Genomic DNA, 14,868 nt, shown 5'->3' on the forward strand with positions numbered 1-14,868 from the left:
CCCATCTCCGCCTCCGGGCGGTGTGGCTCCCGAGGCTCGCTGGGCCTCCTGGGGGCTTCTGGGGGGCTCGTGGGGCTCCTGGGGGGCTCCCGGGGCCTCCTGGGGCTCCCGGGGCTCCTGCCCACGCCGTGCCCGATCCGGTTGCTCGATGCGTCGGTGGTCTACGGGGAACGCGGCGGGCCTGTTGAGGCCACCCGTGGGTCGTTTGCTGAGGACCTTTCGTTCCCGATCACTTCCGTCGGCCTCGGTTGTCGTCGATGATGTCTGTGTGACTGACCGCATCAGCGCTCTCATCTCGGCTTTCGGCGTCCTTGTCAGCCTGATGCTGCTCGTTGCCGCTCTTCGTGAGTACTGCTCCGGGGCATCGGTCCTCTGGCTCGTGGCCGGGATTGTGGTCTTCCTCAGCGCTTTGTACACGCTCGTGCGGGATGTGCGGCGGCTTCGCACCAGCAGCCCGGCCGCCTGACGCGCAGTGCCGTTCCGCTTGGCCCCGCCGGTCGTTGTTCGTGTGGGTGCCATCGGATGACGTGCGGTGGGCGGGACCGCCCCGCCACTACCGCGCCATCGAGGAACACGGCCAGGTCGTGGTCGCTGTGGGTGATGCAAGCGGGTCTTGTTGCAGCTGTCGCCGGCCTCGGCTCCAGCGCTCCCGGCCGCTGGTGGTGTGCCGGCACCGGTCCGGGCTGCCCGTCCACTCCCCCACTGGCGTTCCCCGTCTGCGCAGCTGCTGTACTCACTGCGGGCGCCAGGCTGCCCGGCCACGACCGCGGCGGCGGCGCGCCGCGGTCGTGGCGGACAGGGGCCCGGGGTGTTTGCGCGTATGCGGAAAGGCCCTTGGTCCGGTGGTCGGGAGCACGGTGTGCCGGCCGGCGCCGGCCCGGTGGGCGGCGTCAGCAGTAGAGGTTGGCGCCGGGGGTCGTGCCGAGGATCTGGGTGAACCGCTGGTAGTTGTTCACGCGGCTTTGCACCTGGGCCGGGTTCTTGCCGTCGCACTCCAGGGAGCCGTTGATGCTGCGGATCGTCTGGCCGAAGCCGGCACCGTTCACCATGGCGTTGTGCGGGGTCATGCTGCCGGGGCCGGTCTGGGTGTTCCAGTACCACAGGGCCGTCTTCCAGGCGACGGCCGAGTCGTTCTGCACCAGCCAGGGGTTGTTCAGCAGGTCGATGCCGAGCGCGTCGCCCGCCGCCTTGTAGTTGAAGTTCCAGCTCAGCTGGATCGGGCCGCGGCCGTAGTAGGCGGCCTGGCCGGCCGGGCAGCCGTAGGGCCGGCTCCAGTCGCAGTAGTGCGGGTAGTTGGCGGTGTTCTGCTCCACCACGTGCACCAGACCGCCGGTCTCGTGGCTGACGTTGGCCAGGAACGCCGCGGCCTCCTGCTTCTTCACCGTGTCGCTGCCGGTGTTGGCGAAGGCGGGGTAGGCGCTCAGGGCCGCGGTGAGACCGCTGTAGGTGTAGAAGGGGTTCCGGTTGGGGAACATCTGGTTGAACTGCGCTTCCGTCACGACGAAGCGCGTGTCGGGTGTGCCGGGGCCGCTGTCGCAGGCGTACGGCTCCCAGTACCAGGTGCTGATGGTGGGGTCGTAACCCGGGTTGGCGTGCTCGGCGATGTACGCCTTGCCGTCGGTGTAGCGGACGATGTCACCGGCGTTGTAGGACTTGCCGGCCACCCAGTTGGGGTAGCTGGAACACGCCGCTGCGGCGGCGTTCGTGGCCGGGAGCAGCACCGGGGCGGTGCCGGCGAGGGCGACGGCGGCCAGGACGGCGGAGAGACGGCGTCTCGACACAGGATCAACTCCTTTGCGCGACACGGCCGCACCCCAGGGCAGGGCAGGGCGCAGCAGGGCCCGCACTGCGCGCACCGGCAGGGCCGGGCAGGGGGTGGGGGCGGCCGTGGTGGGGGGCTACGGGAGCACACTCAACCGTGTTGGTCTGTACCAGTCAAGGGTGTAGACCAGTCACACATGGACGGCTCGTCAGCGGAAGCCGGTGCCAGGCCAACCGGCGCCAAGCGATGGGGAGTTCTCACCGGTGTGCGGGGGCGCTCGCCGTCGATTCCGGTGCCGTACCCGGGTGGCGTCCGGGGCGATCCGCCGGTGGCCTTGGGGTGTCGCTTCCGCGCGGATTCGGGGCGCGATCCCGCCGTGGGGCAGGCCAGTGACCGCGCCCGCCCCGCAGCGGCGCGAGGTGTGTGCGGGTTGGCCGATCTGCTCGGCTCCGGTGCCTCACACGCCGGTCCGGTGGCCTCAGGACCCGGGTTTCCTCACGGCTGGGTCCTCGGTCCCGGCGTCCTCGGCTCCGGCCGCCAGGACCGTCGCGCGGAACGAGGCGACGAGCGGACGCAGATCGGTCCGGTGCCACACGGCCCGGAGGGGCACGGACCGCTGGAACCAGGGCAGTTCACGGACAGTGACGCCCGAGAGGTGGCCGTGCAGCATGCTCTCCTGTACGAAGGCGCTGCCGAGTCCGCAGGCCACGAGGCCCAGGGCGGTGAGGGGTTCCGGGGCCTCGAAGCGGATGTCGGGGGTGAATCCCGCGGCGGCGCACGCCGCGACGAAGTCGTCCCGCCAGACGTGGTCGTGGTTGTCCTCGACGGCGATCCACGGCCGGCCGTCGAGGTCCTGGGGCTGGATCTCGGCCGCGTCGGCGAGCGGGTGGTCGCTGGGCATGGCCAGCAGCAGCGGGTCCTCGAGCAGCAGCGTGCTGCGCAGGTCGGGATCCGACTCGGGCGGGGCTTCGGTGACCAGGGCGATGTCCAGGCTGCGCTGGCGCAGGCCCTCGAACTGCTGGGCGGCGGTGAGGTCGTAGAGGGCGACGTGGACGGCGGGCCGCTCCTCGTGCAGGGTGCGCAGGGCCCGCGGCAGCAGGCCGGTGTGCATGGCGTCGTCCACGTAGCCGATGCACAGGCCGCCCTCGTCGCCGCGGCCTAGGCGTCGGCCCAGGTTCTCGAGGCGGTCGGCATGCCGCAGCAGGGCCGTGGCCTCCGCGAGGAAGACGCGGCCGTCGGAGGTGAGCCGGATGCGCTGCTGGCTGCGTTCGAAGAGCGTCAGGCCCAGGTTCTTCTCGAGCTGGGCGATCTGCCGGCTGAGCGGGGACTGCGAGATGTGCAGGCGTTCGGCGGCCCGCCCTACGTGCTCCTCTTCGGCCACGGTCACGAAATAGCGAAGTTGTCGCAGGTCAAGCATGTAAGACCTCTGGGGACTCAAGTATGTCGAAGCAAGTCTTGGACAGTCTGACCCGTCGATCCTAGCCTCGGTGGAGCAAGGAGCGCGGACCGGGAGAAACCTCCCCAATGCCGCGTATCACCATCGAGACGAGGATCTTTCCCCGTGAGCATCAAGTCCCTTCTCCCCGGGCGGCTCGGCTTCGGTACCGCCCCGCTCGGCAACATGTTCCGCGCGATCCCCGACGACGAGGCCCACGCCACCGTCGAGGCCGCCTGGGACCAGGGCATCCGCTTCTTCGACACGGCCCCCTTCTACGGCGCCGGACTCGCCGAGTCGCGGCTCGGCGAGGTGCTCTCCACCAAGCCCCGCGACTCCTACGTCCTGGCCACCAAGGTCGGGCGGGTCATCCTCGACGAGCACGAGACCGTCACCCCCGACTTCGGTGAGAAGGGCGGACTGTTCGAGCACGGCAACCCCAACAAGATCGTCCACGAGTGGACCGCCGAGGCCACCGAGCGTTCCATCGAGGACAGCCTCAAGCGCCTGGGCACCGACCGCCTCGACATCGTCTGGGTGCACGACATCGCTCAGGACTTCCACGGCGATCTGTGGCTGAGCAAGTTCGAAGAGGCCCGCACCGGCGCCTTCCGCGTGCTGTCCCGGCTGCGCGACGAGGGTGTCATCCAGGCCTGGGGCCTGGGCGTCAACCGCACCGAGCCCATCGAGCTCACCCTCGCCCTGGACGAACCCCGGCCCGACGGCTTCCTCCTCGCCGGCCGCTACACGCTCCTGGACCACGACCACGCCCTCGGACGGCTGCTGCCCATGGCCCAGGAACAGGGCGTCGACATGGTCGTCGGCGGCCCCTACAGCTCCGGCATCCTCGTCGGCGGGACCCACTTCGAGTACCAGCAGGCGCCGCCGCAGATCATCGAGCGCGTCGAAAAGCTCAAGGCCCTCACCGGCCGGCACGGCGTGAGCATGAAGGCCGCCGCCCTGCAGTTCTCCCTGGCCCACCCGGTGGCCGCCGCCGTCATCCCCGGCGCCACCCGCCCCAGCCGCATCGCCGAGGACACGGCCGCGCTGGCCGAGGACATCCCGGCCGCCTTCTGGAACGACCTGCGCGCCGCCGCCCTGGTCAGCCCCGCGGCCCCGCTCCCCCACGACGCCTGACCGTCATCCCCACGCCAGAAACACCAGCAACACCAGCACCACCCCAGGAGAAACGCCCATGGCCTCCACGTCCGTCTCCCGCACCATGCCCGCTTCCCCCGAGAAGGTGTGGGACCTCATCGGCGGCTTCGACGCCCTGCCCGACTGGCTCCCCTACATCCCCCACAGCACCGCCCTCGACGGCGGCCGCGTCCGCAAGCTCGCCAATCCGGACGGCGACGTCATCATCGAGCGCCTGATCAGCTTCAACGAAGCCGAACGCCACTACACCTACGCCATCCTCGAATCCCCCTTCCCCGTCACCGGCTACCTCTCCACCCTGCGGGTCCACCCGATCGACGGCCGGGACGACGCCGCCGAGGTGCAGTGGTCCGGACGCTTCACCCCCAACGGCGTCAGCGACACCGAAGCCGAGGAACTGTTCGCCGGGATATACGCGGACGGCCTCGACGCCCTCCACCAGGCTCTTTCCGCCTGACCCCCGCCCGCCGGGACGCCGCCGAACCGCTCAGCGACGGTCGGGACACCGCCGAACCGCTCACCGACGGTCAGGACCCGCCGGACCACACAGCCCGGACCCGCCTCACGCGGGTCCGGGCTGCGGCGTCACCACCTCCCGGTCCTCGCCGAGGGTTCCGCCGCGGCCCCGGCAGCCGAGGACGCCGGGAGGCGGCAGCCGAGGTGGCGCGAGCCGATCGCGATGTGCGGCTCCAGCCGCCCACCGACCCATGCCGCGGGCAGTGGCTTCCCGAGCCCGGCCCACCACCCCGGTCCCGCCCCGGGGCGGGCAGCGTCGGCCGACAGTGTCTGCGCGCCGGGTGCCGGCTCCCGAGCGCCGCTCGGTGGAGTGAACGACCGGCCCCCGCCGTGTCCTGCGGGCCTGCCACCACCGTTGAGCTGATCATGCGAAAGATCTTCCCCGCGGCCTCCGGCCATCCGACGGGCCGCCGGACGGACTGAACCGTCCTCATGCCCACGCACCCACGCCGCGCGGCGGCCCTCGCACTCCTCGCTCCGTTGTGCATCATCACCGCCTGCACAGCCCCCGAGCCCCCAGCGCTCACCGACAACGACACCGTCGCCGCCGCCCAGCTCCTGCTCACCGACCGCTGCCTGACCCGCCAGGGCCTCACCCCGCCCCGCCCTCGGCAGCGCCCGTCCCATGCCGAGGAGCAGCGCCGGGTCAGCGAAGCGCTGTTCGGATCCGGACCAGCCGAACTCTCCCTCACCCTGCCCGGCGGCCACGAGGTCCGCCAGCACACCGACGGCTGCCTGGCCCAGGCCCAGCAGCGCCTCTACGGCGACCAGCAACGCTGGTTCCGCGCCTCGACCCTCGTCAACAACCTCAAAAGCCGGGCCCCGGAAGGCGAACGGACCGCCTACCGGGAACTGCGGGCACACGCAGTCCGCACCGCCCGGGCCATCCTCGAATCCGCACCCGAGAAAGACACCTCACGATGAAGAAGCCCGCCCTCCTGGCCGCCGCGCTGATCCTCGCCGCCGGCACCTCCCTCACCACCGCCACCACCGCCTCGGCCGCCGACTGCCCCAGCGGCCACTTCTGCGCCTGGGAGCACGCCGACTTCCAGGGCCAGCGCGCCAACTGGCACGGCGACGACGGCTGGTGGGAGGGCCACATCGCCGACGCCGACTCCTCGTGGGCCAACCACGGCATCGAAGGTCCGGGCATCCCGAGCTACGTCCAGGTGTTCGATGCCGCGTGGCAGGGCGGCGACATGACCATCTGCCTCGCCCCCGGCCAGGAAGTCAACTGGAACGGCGTCGCCAACGACCGCGGTGACTCCCACCGGTGGGCCATGAGCTGCTGAAGCCCCCTACTCCGCCCCACCCCCCGCCCCACCCCAGCGTCCCGGCCGGACGCGGCGGAACAGCCCCGCCTCGACCGGCCGGCCCGCGCCGTGGCTACGGCGCCCAGCAGGCGCACGGCTACCGAGCCGCGACTGCATGCCGGCCAAAAGGCCCCGTGTCGCGGGTCTCGAGAACGGGCCGTCGGCTCCGTTCTCGGTATACCGGTGGCCTCGAAGGGTCGCGCAACGCAGAGGGAGAGACCGTCATGACGCTTCAGCGGATGGACAACGTCGGGATCGTCGTCGAGGACCTGGACGCCGCCGTCGCCTTCTTCACCGAACTGGGCATGGAAGTCGAAGGCACAGCCCAGATCGAGGGCCTCTTCGCGGACCAGGCCGTCGGACTCGACGGAGTCCGCAGCGACATCGCGATGATGCGGACTCCGGACGGCCACGGCAAGCTGGAGCTCGCGCAGTACCACACCCCCGCGGCGATCGGTCACGGGTCGCACAACCCTCCGCCGAACACTCTGGGCCTGCACCGTGTCATGTTCGCCGTCGACGACATCGACGACACCATCGCCCGCCTGCGTCCCCACGGCGCCGAACTCATCGGCACCGTGGCGCAATACAAGGACATCTACCGCCTCTGCTACCTCCGCGGCCCCTCAGGCATCGTCCTTGCCCTGGCCGAACAGATCCGCTAGCGGTCGATCTGCGTCCCGCCTCTTCCCTCTCCGAGCGAGCCGGCGCCCTCACCCTGCGGCTACAGCTCGATCTCGATCTGCTCCACGTCGGTGAACTCAACGTCCAGGCCGTGTGCGCGGGTGTTGTTGGCGCGGAAGTACATCTGCGCGAGGCCCTCGGCCGCGATTCTCTGGAGCTGTTGCTCGGTGGCGCCCTGGTCCCGGGCGGTGAAGAGGCGGTCGGCGAACTCGGGAGGCAGGGCCTGGGTGATGTCGCGGATACGGGCGTCGTCGGTGGTGCCTGGCGCGGCGGTGAAGCCGAAACGGGCGCGGGTGAAGACGACCAGGCCGTCGGTGGACGCCGCCCTCTTCTTCGCCCTGGCCCGCACCTGCGGCTGCCAGCGCTTCCTGACCTCCCGCTCCATGCGGTCGCGCAGGTCGCGCCGCGGCCGTTTCAGCTGTCCCTTGACGTACCGCTCCACGGTCCGCTGCGAAATCCCCAGCACTTGCGCGGCGGCCCTGGTGCCCTTGAGCTGCCTGACCAGGTATTTCATCTGCGCCTGGGCGCTTTTGGGGATGGGGCGGGTGAAGGCGCCTTCCAGCGCGCGGTCCAGGCCGTCACCGATCGAATCCGCCATGGCGGGCTACTCCCCCTCCCCCGCGGCCGGGTCGGTCTTGATCAGGTTGGCGATGTTGAAGACGCCGCCCTGCTCCTCGAACTGCTGCTCGGCCCATAGCACGGTCCGGGTGCCCTGGTGCTTGACCATGCCGGGCGAGACGCCGAGGCGGAACGACCCCGGGACGGGCTTGCCCTCCGGCGTGTGCGGCAGGAAATCAAGCGGTGACGGGCCGGGCGAGGGGTACACGAGGGCGTCGGTGCCGATCGCCACCGGGTAGACGTCGGCCGCGGCGGCGGTCTTCATCATCTTCCGGTGCATGCTGACGCGGACAGTCGACAGCACAGCCGCCCGGATGTCGGGGCGCCACGTCGGGCGCTCCAGGGCCGGCCACGACTCGTAGTACGGCACCTGGCCGCGGCTGCGCTGCCGCAGCTTGCCGATACCGCCCTTCGCCGTCGCCTTGATCGCCTTCAGCAGCAGGGCCAGCGCCGGGTCCGCGTCCCTGGAGCGGGCCATCGCGTCCAAGAATTCCTTGCCGCCCAGGTCCGTGGTGACGCCGAGGTCGGCCATCGTCGCCACGTACGCGTCGCGCAGCCGCTTGTACCACGGGTCCAGGTAGCGGCCGGTCCGGGTACGCACGTACGCCTCGATCGGCGCGACGTCGAAGCCGAGCTCCACCGCGTAGGCGACGGTCGGGGTGGCGTACCAGGCCGGGCCGGTCGGGCGCTCGCCCGTCGGCGTGAACGGCGAGGGGAGCCGGTCGGCGTCGACGGTGCGGCCGTTGATGCGTACGCGGGAGAGGTCGACGTGGGAGAGGTCGACCAGCCACGAGCCGGGCAGCGCCGGGTCGAAGGCGGGGTTGCCGGTCAGGTGGGTGGGGCCGTTGAGGCCGACGGTGAGGCCGTTGGCGGCCGCCGCGAACGCCATGTTGACGTCGATGGCGACCAGATACGGCTGCATGCACTCGTCGTCGGTCAGCGGCCGGCACCAGCTGTACGGCTCCTCCAGCAGCATCTCGGCCGGGGTGCGCTGGTGGTGCCGGGCGAACTTCCCCTTGAGGATGGGGTGCTCGTCCGGGACCTCGCACTCCACCACCTCGTACACCGCGGTGAGCGCGTCGTCGTTGAACGCCTGCCTGAACTCGCCGGTGGCCTCGTCCTTCTCCGCCCGGGTCGGCGGGCGCAGCGCCGTCATCAGTTCCAGGCCGGTGACCGCCGTGGTGCCGCGCGGCGTCATCACCCGGTCCGCGTACGTGCCCAGGAACCGGGCCAGGTCCGCCGCGTGCATGGTCGGCAGCCGCGGGTTGTTCTTGTCGTCCCACTCTTCGACCGGCAGCGCGCCCCAGGCCGGGATACACAGCTGCACACAGCGTCGGCGGGAGCCCTCCGGCTCGCGGAAGACGCGGGCCCACGCGCCGAATCCGCGCTGGGTGAGCTGCTGCCCGGCCTTGGCGATCTGCTTGAGCACCTTGTGGCCGGCCGCGAGCCGTCCGGCGCGCCGCTCCTCCGGGGACAGCTCGGTGGGCAGGCCGTAACGCTCCAGCGCGGCCGGGGTGAGGACGAGGACCGGGTCGGCGTCACGGCCGTGACGGTGCAGCCGGGCCTGGCCGAGCTGGGCCTCGGTCAGGGTCCAGTCGACCAGCGCGGGCAGGGTCTTGGCGGGCACGTCCAGGACCAGGCCGCCGACGCAGTACGCCACCACGTGGCCGTCGTCGTCGACGTCGACCACGGCCAGCGGGCCGTTGGCGAAACGCCCGTCGGTGGCCGCTGCCGTCTTCTTCGCGGCCGGGCGCCGCGACGACGCCGAGGGCCTGGTGGTGGGGGCCGACCGTGACGCGGTCGACCGGGCGGGAGAGGTGGGTCGGTCCGATCGGGGGTTCTCAGGGTTCGTGGCCGCGGCGTCGGATGCTTGCGCTGTGGCCGGAGTCGGCGTCTCCGGCATCGGGGTTGCCGGGCCGGTCAACGTCTCCGGTGCGGGCGCCGAAGCGGACGCTGTCTCGGGAGCCGAGGCGGGAGCGGGGAAGCGCTCGGCCAGCTTCTCCAGCAACCGGGCATAGGCAGCACGCTGCGGCGGTCGCGGCTCGTTCCTGCCCGACTCCCAGCTCGCGACCGTCTCGCGGCGCGTCTTCAGCGCGGCCGCAACTTGAGCCTGACTGAGCCCAGCGGCTTCGCGAAGCCGCTTGCGCTCAGCCGGGTCAGGGAGAGCATCCTGGGCGACCTGCTCGAGCAGCGCATCCACCGCACTGAACAACTGATCCTCAGTAGGCACAGAACCCACCTCCACCCAACACCCTACCTAAATCGCTCACCGACTCACACGTCACTTCGCACACAGATCGAACAAAGGGTTAGGGGAGTAACGGGGACAGACGTATGTGGGAACGCCATCCTGCAACACGCCGCTGTCCGACCCGTTCCGCCTCGTTACTCAGTGAGCCCCGCCCGACCAACATCCCTGGCAGGGGAGCGTCGTGATCGCGTCGGCACCGGCATCACGTCGCGGTGTCGGCCGTCTCAGTGGCGTCCCTTCAGCTTCTTGGCCTCGGTGAGGATCCTGCCGCGCTCCAGGAAGCCCACCCCGCGCTCCCGGAGCATGCGGTCGACCTGGTGCTGCCTTTGGCCGGTGGAGAGCAGGCGGGCCGCTTCGGTGACCAGGGCCTGCGGTGGAGGTGCGGTGAGCGTGGAGAAGGTGCTGGTGCGGTCGGAGGGCGCGCTGTCGCGGGAGATCCGCACCCGCAATCCGTGGGACCGGACGTGCACGCGTCGGCCGTCCCGGGTGGCCAGCAGGTATGCGCCTACCAGCCAGCAAGCGGTCAGGATGCCGATGAATTTGAGTACGTCCAGGGGCAGCGGGCCCGTGTAGGTCGTCTCGTCGCCGATCGAGCCCAAGGGGGCCATCAGGAGAGGCACTGCGACCAGTACGCGCCAGTTGCGCTGCCAGAAGCTCCGGTTCGGGGCCGGCGTACGGCCCGGGGCCTGTGGGGCCGTTGGGGATGCGGGTCGGCGGTGGATGCGGCGGGCGGTGTCGTTGACCGGGGTCATGGTGCCGTCGAGGCGGTAGCGGAACAGGGCGATGTCCCACTCCTGCGCGTAGGCGACGGCGGTCGGGGTGTAGTCGCTGCCGGTGAAGAAGATCAGCTGGGCCGTCGAGCCCTTCGGCCGCGCGCCGACGAAGCGCTGGAGCTCCGGCCGTCCGACCTGGGAGGCCTGGTACTTCACCTGGCCCAGCGCGGCGCGTGCCCGGATGTCGATGCCCGCGTCGGGCCCGCCGGGACGCGCGGTGGCGTCGGTGTACCCCCAGTGCCGCATCCAGCGGGCCGCGTTGTGCTCGGCCTGCTGCCACGACGAGATCTGCATCGGCCGTGGTGCGCCGGCCTCGTGTACCGCTCCGCTCACGTCGTCCCCCTCCTGCGGCGTCCTGCCTGCTCATCGTATGCGGCGCCGTCGGCGGCACGGACGCTGTGGCCGTCGTCCTGTCGGCGGCCTCGCCCTGTCTCACTCCTGCCCGCACACGCTTCGGTACGGCACGTCCGGCAGGTACGCACGCCACTGGGACCGCGTCAGCCCTCCCTCGGCTCGGCGGCACGCCGCTTCGGCGACGCGGTCGGGGTCGACGGTGTACCGCTGGAGGGGCACGTGGAGGCCGGCCGCGAACACGGTGCCGCCGTCCGGGGAGAACGCGAGGGAGGTGATGTCGTCGCCGGCGGTGGCCAGGTCTGTGCCGAGGGGGCGGCGGGTGGGGACGTCCCACATTCTCAGTGTGCCGGTGGCCCCTACGGCGACCAGGACGGAGCCGTCCGGGGAGAAGGCCAGTGCGGTCGTCGACTCCGGGTCGTCGGACGGGCCGTTCAGGGAGGTCCCGCCGGACAGGATGCCGAGCGATGTGCCCCGCCGTACGTCCCACAGGGTGATGCGGCCGTTCAGGTCGAGCAGGGCCACCGTGTCGCCGTCCGGGCTGAACGCGGCCACGGCGTGGGCGTCGAGCCTCGCCTTCGGGGCGGGAGGTCCGGCTGTGGGGACCAACGTCCCGTCGTCGTGCAGGAGCATGCGGCCGTCCCCGGAGATCGCGCTGACGGAGCTCATCCCTCCGGAATCGTGCGGTTTTCTCGGGCCGGTGACGCGGCGCAGTCTGCGGCCGTCGGCGGCGTTCCACACGGTGAGAGTCGGGCTCATACCGTCGGTCGTCGTCAGTTCCCGGCCGTCCGGGCTCAGGGTGAAGTCCGAGAAGCTGTCGGCTGGTAGCCGGACCGTGCTCAGCCGGCGCTCGCGGGCCGTGTCCCAGACCGTGACGTGGGCAGGGCCCGTTCCGTCCTCGCTCGGCCCCCGGCTGACGGCCAGGCGGCGTCCGTCCGCGCTCAGCGCCAGTCCCGGCGTGCTCCACGGGTCGTCCGGCCGGGCCGCCGGAACGGCGGGTATCTCGGACCGGGGCCGTCCGGTCCGGGTGTCGTACAGGGCGACGTGCCCGGTCTCATCGCCTCGGTCCCTCAGGACGGCCAGGGTGCTGCCGTCGGCGCTGAGCACCGCTTCGTCGGCCGCGTGCCGGTGCCATGAGGGCCGCACCACCCGGCTGATGTCGACGGTGCGGACGACGCCGGTGTCGCGCGTCCCCCGCGCGACGTAGCGGAGCACGCCCGCCCGGAGGTCGATGGCGAGTTGCTCCGGTACGTGGTCCTTCAGCACTTGGCGGAAGAGGGGGTCACTCGACCGGTCAGGGCTCCACAGCAGGAGCGCGCCGTCGCTCACGCTCGCGACGAACCGTCCGTCCTCGCTGATTGCATGATGCTCCATGGTCACACCGTCGATTGCGGCCAGCTGCTTGCCCGTCACGGTGTTCCAGCGGCGCAGGCCGTTGGAGCCGGACACGACGAGGACGCGTCCGTCCGGTGCGAACGCCAGGCTGTCGTCCGGCCCGCACGCGGGCCGAGCGGACCAGTCGACGCTCCGGCCGCGCTGCGTACGGAGGTCCCACAGACGCAGGCCCTTGGGTGTGCACATGGCGAGAGTCCGGTTGTCCGGGGCGATGTCGTAGGCCGTCGTGTCCCCGCCGGGCAGGGTCCCGTCGTGCAGGCGCCGTCCCTCGACGTCCCATACCCGGAGCCGATCCCCGGTCTGCGAGGTCCATGCGCGTCCGCTGGAGCTGAAGCCGTGGGCGGCCACGGTGGCGGTGATGGCGAATCCGGCTCCCGGTTCGCCGGAGTCCGGGGCGGGCTGGTCCGGCAGGGTGACCGCTTCCTCGGCCTCCCCTCTCGCGGAGCCGGGGACCCATGGTCCGAGGAAGCGCTCCTCGTGGACGTCCCACAGGCGCAGGCGTTCCCCGTCGTCGTCCTCGACGATGAGATGCCGGCCGTCGGGACTGGCGGTGGGCGGGAACACGCCGCCGGGCGGCGACCGATGGCTGCTGGTCCGGCGGCGGGTGTCCAGGTCCCACCGGGTGATCCCGTCGGGGCCGTCGAGGCTGAGGAGAGTACGGCCGTCGGGGCTCAGCGCGAAGCCGTCGACCAGGCCGGCGCGGTCCGGAGCGAACGGGGGATGTTCGTTCTGGCCCAGGGCGCCGAGGAGCGCCGAGCGGGTCTCCGGCACGGGGTTCAGCCGCCAGGCCGCCACCGCGAGCCGGAGGGCGAGTACCGGATCGGAGAAGCGCAGGGAGTCGGCGGTGGTCGCGGCGCGGCCGGCGGCGGCCTCCAGCTGGCGGCGGTCGGAGGTGCGGTTCTGCTGCCAGGCGACGACTCCCGCGACCAGGGCGAGCACGAGCAGCAGCGCTACGGAGGCCACCCATCCCCTCAGGCGCCGTCGTTCGCGGGTGAGGGCGGAGCGGCTGGCGGTGAGGAACTCCCTTTCCACCGGGGTGAGATCGGCGGCGGCCTCCGTGCCGGTGAAGGCCTCCTCGGCCTCCGCCAGGCGCGCGCCCCGGTAGAGGGCCCCGGGGTCCCGATTCAGCCCGTGCCACGCGAGGGCCGCTTCGGTGAGCCGTCGCAGGGCGTGCAGTCGGTGCCGGTCCTCCTCGATCCAGCCGTGGAGCCGGGGCCAGGAGGTGATGAGCGCCTCGTGGGCGAGGTGGACGGTGTCGCCGTCCAGGGTGACGAGGCGTGCCCGTGCCAGCCGGTCGAGGACGGCGTCGGTCTGCTCCGGGGCGTCCGGTCCTGCCGTGCGCAGCTCCGCGCGGTCCACGGGACGGCGGGTGTCCGCGGTTCCCTCACCCGGCGCGATCAGCCGCAGCAGGATGCGCCGTACCGTGGCGGCTTGTGCGGGGGCGAGTTCGCCGTACAGCTCCTCGGCGGTCTGCGCGACGGCGCCCCGTACGCCGCCCGCGGCCTCGTACGCCCGCAGCGTCAGCATGCGGCCCGAGCGCCGGCGCCAGGTCTCCAGCAGTGCGTGCGACAGCAGGGGCAGTCCGCCAGGTTCGTCCGCCACCTCGTCCAGGAGCCGGGCGGTCAACGTCCGTTCGACGGTGAGGCCCCGTACGGTCGCGGGCCGGACGATCACCTCGCGCAGTTCCTCGCGGCTGGGCGGCCCCACCGGTAGGCCGGCTTCCCGTATGACGCGGACCAGTGCGGGGTGTTCCAGGCAGTGGCCGTAGAAGTCCGCGCGGACGCCGAGGACGACGCGCAGCCTGCCGGCCGGTTCGAGGGAGGTGAGCAACCGGTCGATGAACTCGGCGCGTTCGGCCGGGTCCGCGCAGAGGGTGAACACCTCCTCGAACTGGTCGACCAGTACGAGGGTGTCGCCGGGTTTGCCGGCGGGCCGCAACCGCTCGGCGTGGGTGCGGAGCGGATGCGCGCCGGGCGTCAGGATGCGGATGGCGGCGAGCGGGGTCTCCGGTCCGGCGCCTTCGCGGAGCCGGGGGACCAGCCCGGCCCGCAGCAGGGACGACTTGCCGCTGCCGGAGGGGCCGAGCACCACCGCGCAGCGGTGTTTCCGCACCAGGTCGACGAGGCTCTCCACGAGCTGGTCGCGTCCGAAGAACACCTCCGCGTCCCCGGGTTCGAACCGCGTCAGGCCCCGGTACGGCGACTCCTCGGCGTCGGCGTCCTCCCTCGGCACGGCCGCCAGTTCCTCGGCGGCGGCCCGCCAGCGTTGCTCCCATACGTCCGCGTCGCCGCCGCACGCCGCCGCGTACGCGAGGGTGACCGCCAGCGTCGGCAGCTTCTCCCCCGCCGCCGCCTGCGACAGGGCGGGGGCCGAGTACCCGGTCCGCTGTGCCATCGCCCGGTACGTCGGCGTGCCCGCCTCGGTGCGCAGCGCCCGTAAGTCCGCCGCGAACCGCTGCACCGGACCCGCGTCCGGGTCCAGCGGCTTCTCCTTGCGCCCCATCCCGTGTCCTCCGCTCCCCCGCCGGCCTCGCCCGCCCCTCTGCCCCGCCTGTCCCGTCTATCTCGTTTGCCCCGTTTGCCTCGATCGGCTGACGGTGCTCCGACAACGCG

12 protein-coding genes are annotated in these 14,868 nt (G+C 71.9%); 6 read left to right on the top strand and 6 right to left on the bottom strand.

Translation table 11 applies throughout. From position 1 onward, the window contains the following. The first annotated feature begins 268 nt into the window (after window positions 1-268). Window positions 269-466 (top strand): hypothetical protein, encoded by a 198-nt coding sequence (locus tag ACIG0D_RS31555; RefSeq protein WP_399807736.1) that lies wholly within the window; start codon window positions 269-271, stop codon window positions 464-466. A 424-nt stretch (window positions 467-890) separates the two neighbouring features. Here ACIG0D_RS31555 and ACIG0D_RS31560 read toward each other — a convergent pair whose 3' ends face one another. Beyond that, window positions 891-1,781, bottom strand: a complete 891-nt coding sequence (locus ACIG0D_RS31560) for a glycoside hydrolase family 19 protein (protein WP_399807738.1) — start codon at window positions 1,779-1,781, stop codon at window positions 891-893. A gap of 459 nt (window positions 1,782-2,240) precedes the next feature. Continuing rightward, window positions 2,241-3,179 carry a LysR substrate-binding domain-containing protein gene (locus tag ACIG0D_RS31565; RefSeq protein ID WP_399807741.1) on the bottom strand — a complete coding sequence of 313 codons (939 nt, stop codon included), beginning with the start codon at window positions 3,177-3,179 and terminating at the stop codon, window positions 2,241-2,243. 144 nt (window positions 3,180-3,323) lie between these two features. On the opposite strand from ACIG0D_RS31565, the gene ACIG0D_RS31570 reads away from it, so the two are divergent. The 5 genes from ACIG0D_RS31570 to ACIG0D_RS31590 all read left to right on the top strand — a co-directional run bounded on the left by ACIG0D_RS31570 (window position 3,324) and on the right by ACIG0D_RS31590 (window position 6,849). Continuing rightward, a complete protein-coding gene (locus ACIG0D_RS31570; protein WP_399807744.1) occupies window positions 3,324-4,334 on the top strand; it encodes an aldo/keto reductase in 1,011 nt (336 codons plus the stop codon). A 58-nt stretch (window positions 4,335-4,392) separates the two neighbouring features. Continuing rightward, window positions 4,393-4,812 (top strand): SRPBCC family protein, encoded by a 420-nt coding sequence (locus tag ACIG0D_RS31575; RefSeq protein WP_399807747.1) that lies wholly within the window; start codon window positions 4,393-4,395, stop codon window positions 4,810-4,812. Window positions 4,813-5,303: 491 nt separating this feature from the next. Beyond that, window positions 5,304-5,795, top strand: coding sequence for a hypothetical protein (locus tag ACIG0D_RS31580; RefSeq protein WP_399807750.1), 492 nt, complete (start codon window positions 5,304-5,306; stop codon window positions 5,793-5,795). Then, window positions 5,792-6,163 (top strand): peptidase inhibitor family I36 protein, encoded by a 372-nt coding sequence (locus ACIG0D_RS31585; protein WP_399807752.1) that lies wholly within the window; start codon window positions 5,792-5,794, stop codon window positions 6,161-6,163. Before ACIG0D_RS31580 ends, ACIG0D_RS31585 begins: the two co-directional genes overlap by 4 nt. Window positions 6,164-6,408: 245 nt before the next feature. Further along, entirely contained in the window at window positions 6,409-6,849 is a 441-nt protein-coding gene (locus ACIG0D_RS31590; protein ID WP_399807755.1) for a VOC family protein, read from the top strand. Between the two features lie 59 nt (window positions 6,850-6,908). Here the strand turns inward: ACIG0D_RS31590 and tpg are convergent, their stop codons facing one another. From tpg to ACIG0D_RS31610, 4 genes are all read right to left on the bottom strand, one after another. After that, window positions 6,909-7,466, bottom strand: a complete 558-nt coding sequence (gene tpg / locus ACIG0D_RS31595; RefSeq protein WP_365767620.1) for a telomere-protecting terminal protein Tpg — start codon at window positions 7,464-7,466, stop codon at window positions 6,909-6,911. 6 nt (window positions 7,467-7,472) lie between these two features. After that, window positions 7,473-9,716 (bottom strand): telomere-associated protein Tap, encoded by a 2,244-nt coding sequence (gene tap / locus ACIG0D_RS31600; protein WP_399807758.1) that lies wholly within the window; start codon window positions 9,714-9,716, stop codon window positions 7,473-7,475. 245 nt (window positions 9,717-9,961) lie between these two features. Continuing rightward, window positions 9,962-10,843 (bottom strand): restriction endonuclease, encoded by an 882-nt coding sequence (locus ACIG0D_RS31605; protein WP_399807761.1) that lies wholly within the window; start codon window positions 10,841-10,843, stop codon window positions 9,962-9,964. Window positions 10,844-10,942: 99 nt separating this feature from the next. Further along, window positions 10,943-14,758, bottom strand: a complete 3,816-nt coding sequence (locus ACIG0D_RS31610; protein WP_399807764.1) for a hypothetical protein — start codon at window positions 14,756-14,758, stop codon at window positions 10,943-10,945. Window positions 14,759-14,868 lie beyond the last annotated feature (110 nt).

It is taken from the genome of Streptomyces sp. NPDC052773, assembly GCF_044547145.1.
Lineage (GTDB): Bacteria > Actinomycetota > Actinomycetes > Streptomycetales > Streptomycetaceae > Streptomyces.

What these genes read in the sequence shown, in the direction of transcription:
- ACIG0D_RS31565 (WP_399807741.1), bottom strand. Translation starts at nt 3,179, where the DNA reads ATGCTTGACCTGCGACAACTTCGCTATTTCGTGACCGTGGCCGAAGAG.
- ACIG0D_RS31575 (WP_399807747.1), top strand. Translation starts at nt 4,393, where the DNA reads ATGGCCTCCACGTCCGTCTCCCGCACCATGCCCGCTTCCCCCGAGAAG.
- ACIG0D_RS31580 (WP_399807750.1), top strand. Translation starts at nt 5,304, where the DNA reads ATGCCCACGCACCCACGCCGCGCGGCGGCCCTCGCACTCCTCGCTCCG.
- ACIG0D_RS31585 (WP_399807752.1), top strand. Translation starts at nt 5,792, where the DNA reads ATGAAGAAGCCCGCCCTCCTGGCCGCCGCGCTGATCCTCGCCGCCGGC.
- ACIG0D_RS31590 (WP_399807755.1), top strand. Translation starts at nt 6,409, where the DNA reads ATGACGCTTCAGCGGATGGACAACGTCGGGATCGTCGTCGAGGACCTG.
- tpg (WP_365767620.1), bottom strand. Translation starts at nt 7,466, where the DNA reads ATGGCGGATTCGATCGGTGACGGCCTGGACCGCGCGCTGGAAGGCGCC.
- ACIG0D_RS31610 (WP_399807764.1), bottom strand. Translation starts at nt 14,758, where the DNA reads ATGGGGCGCAAGGAGAAGCCGCTGGACCCGGACGCGGGTCCGGTGCAG.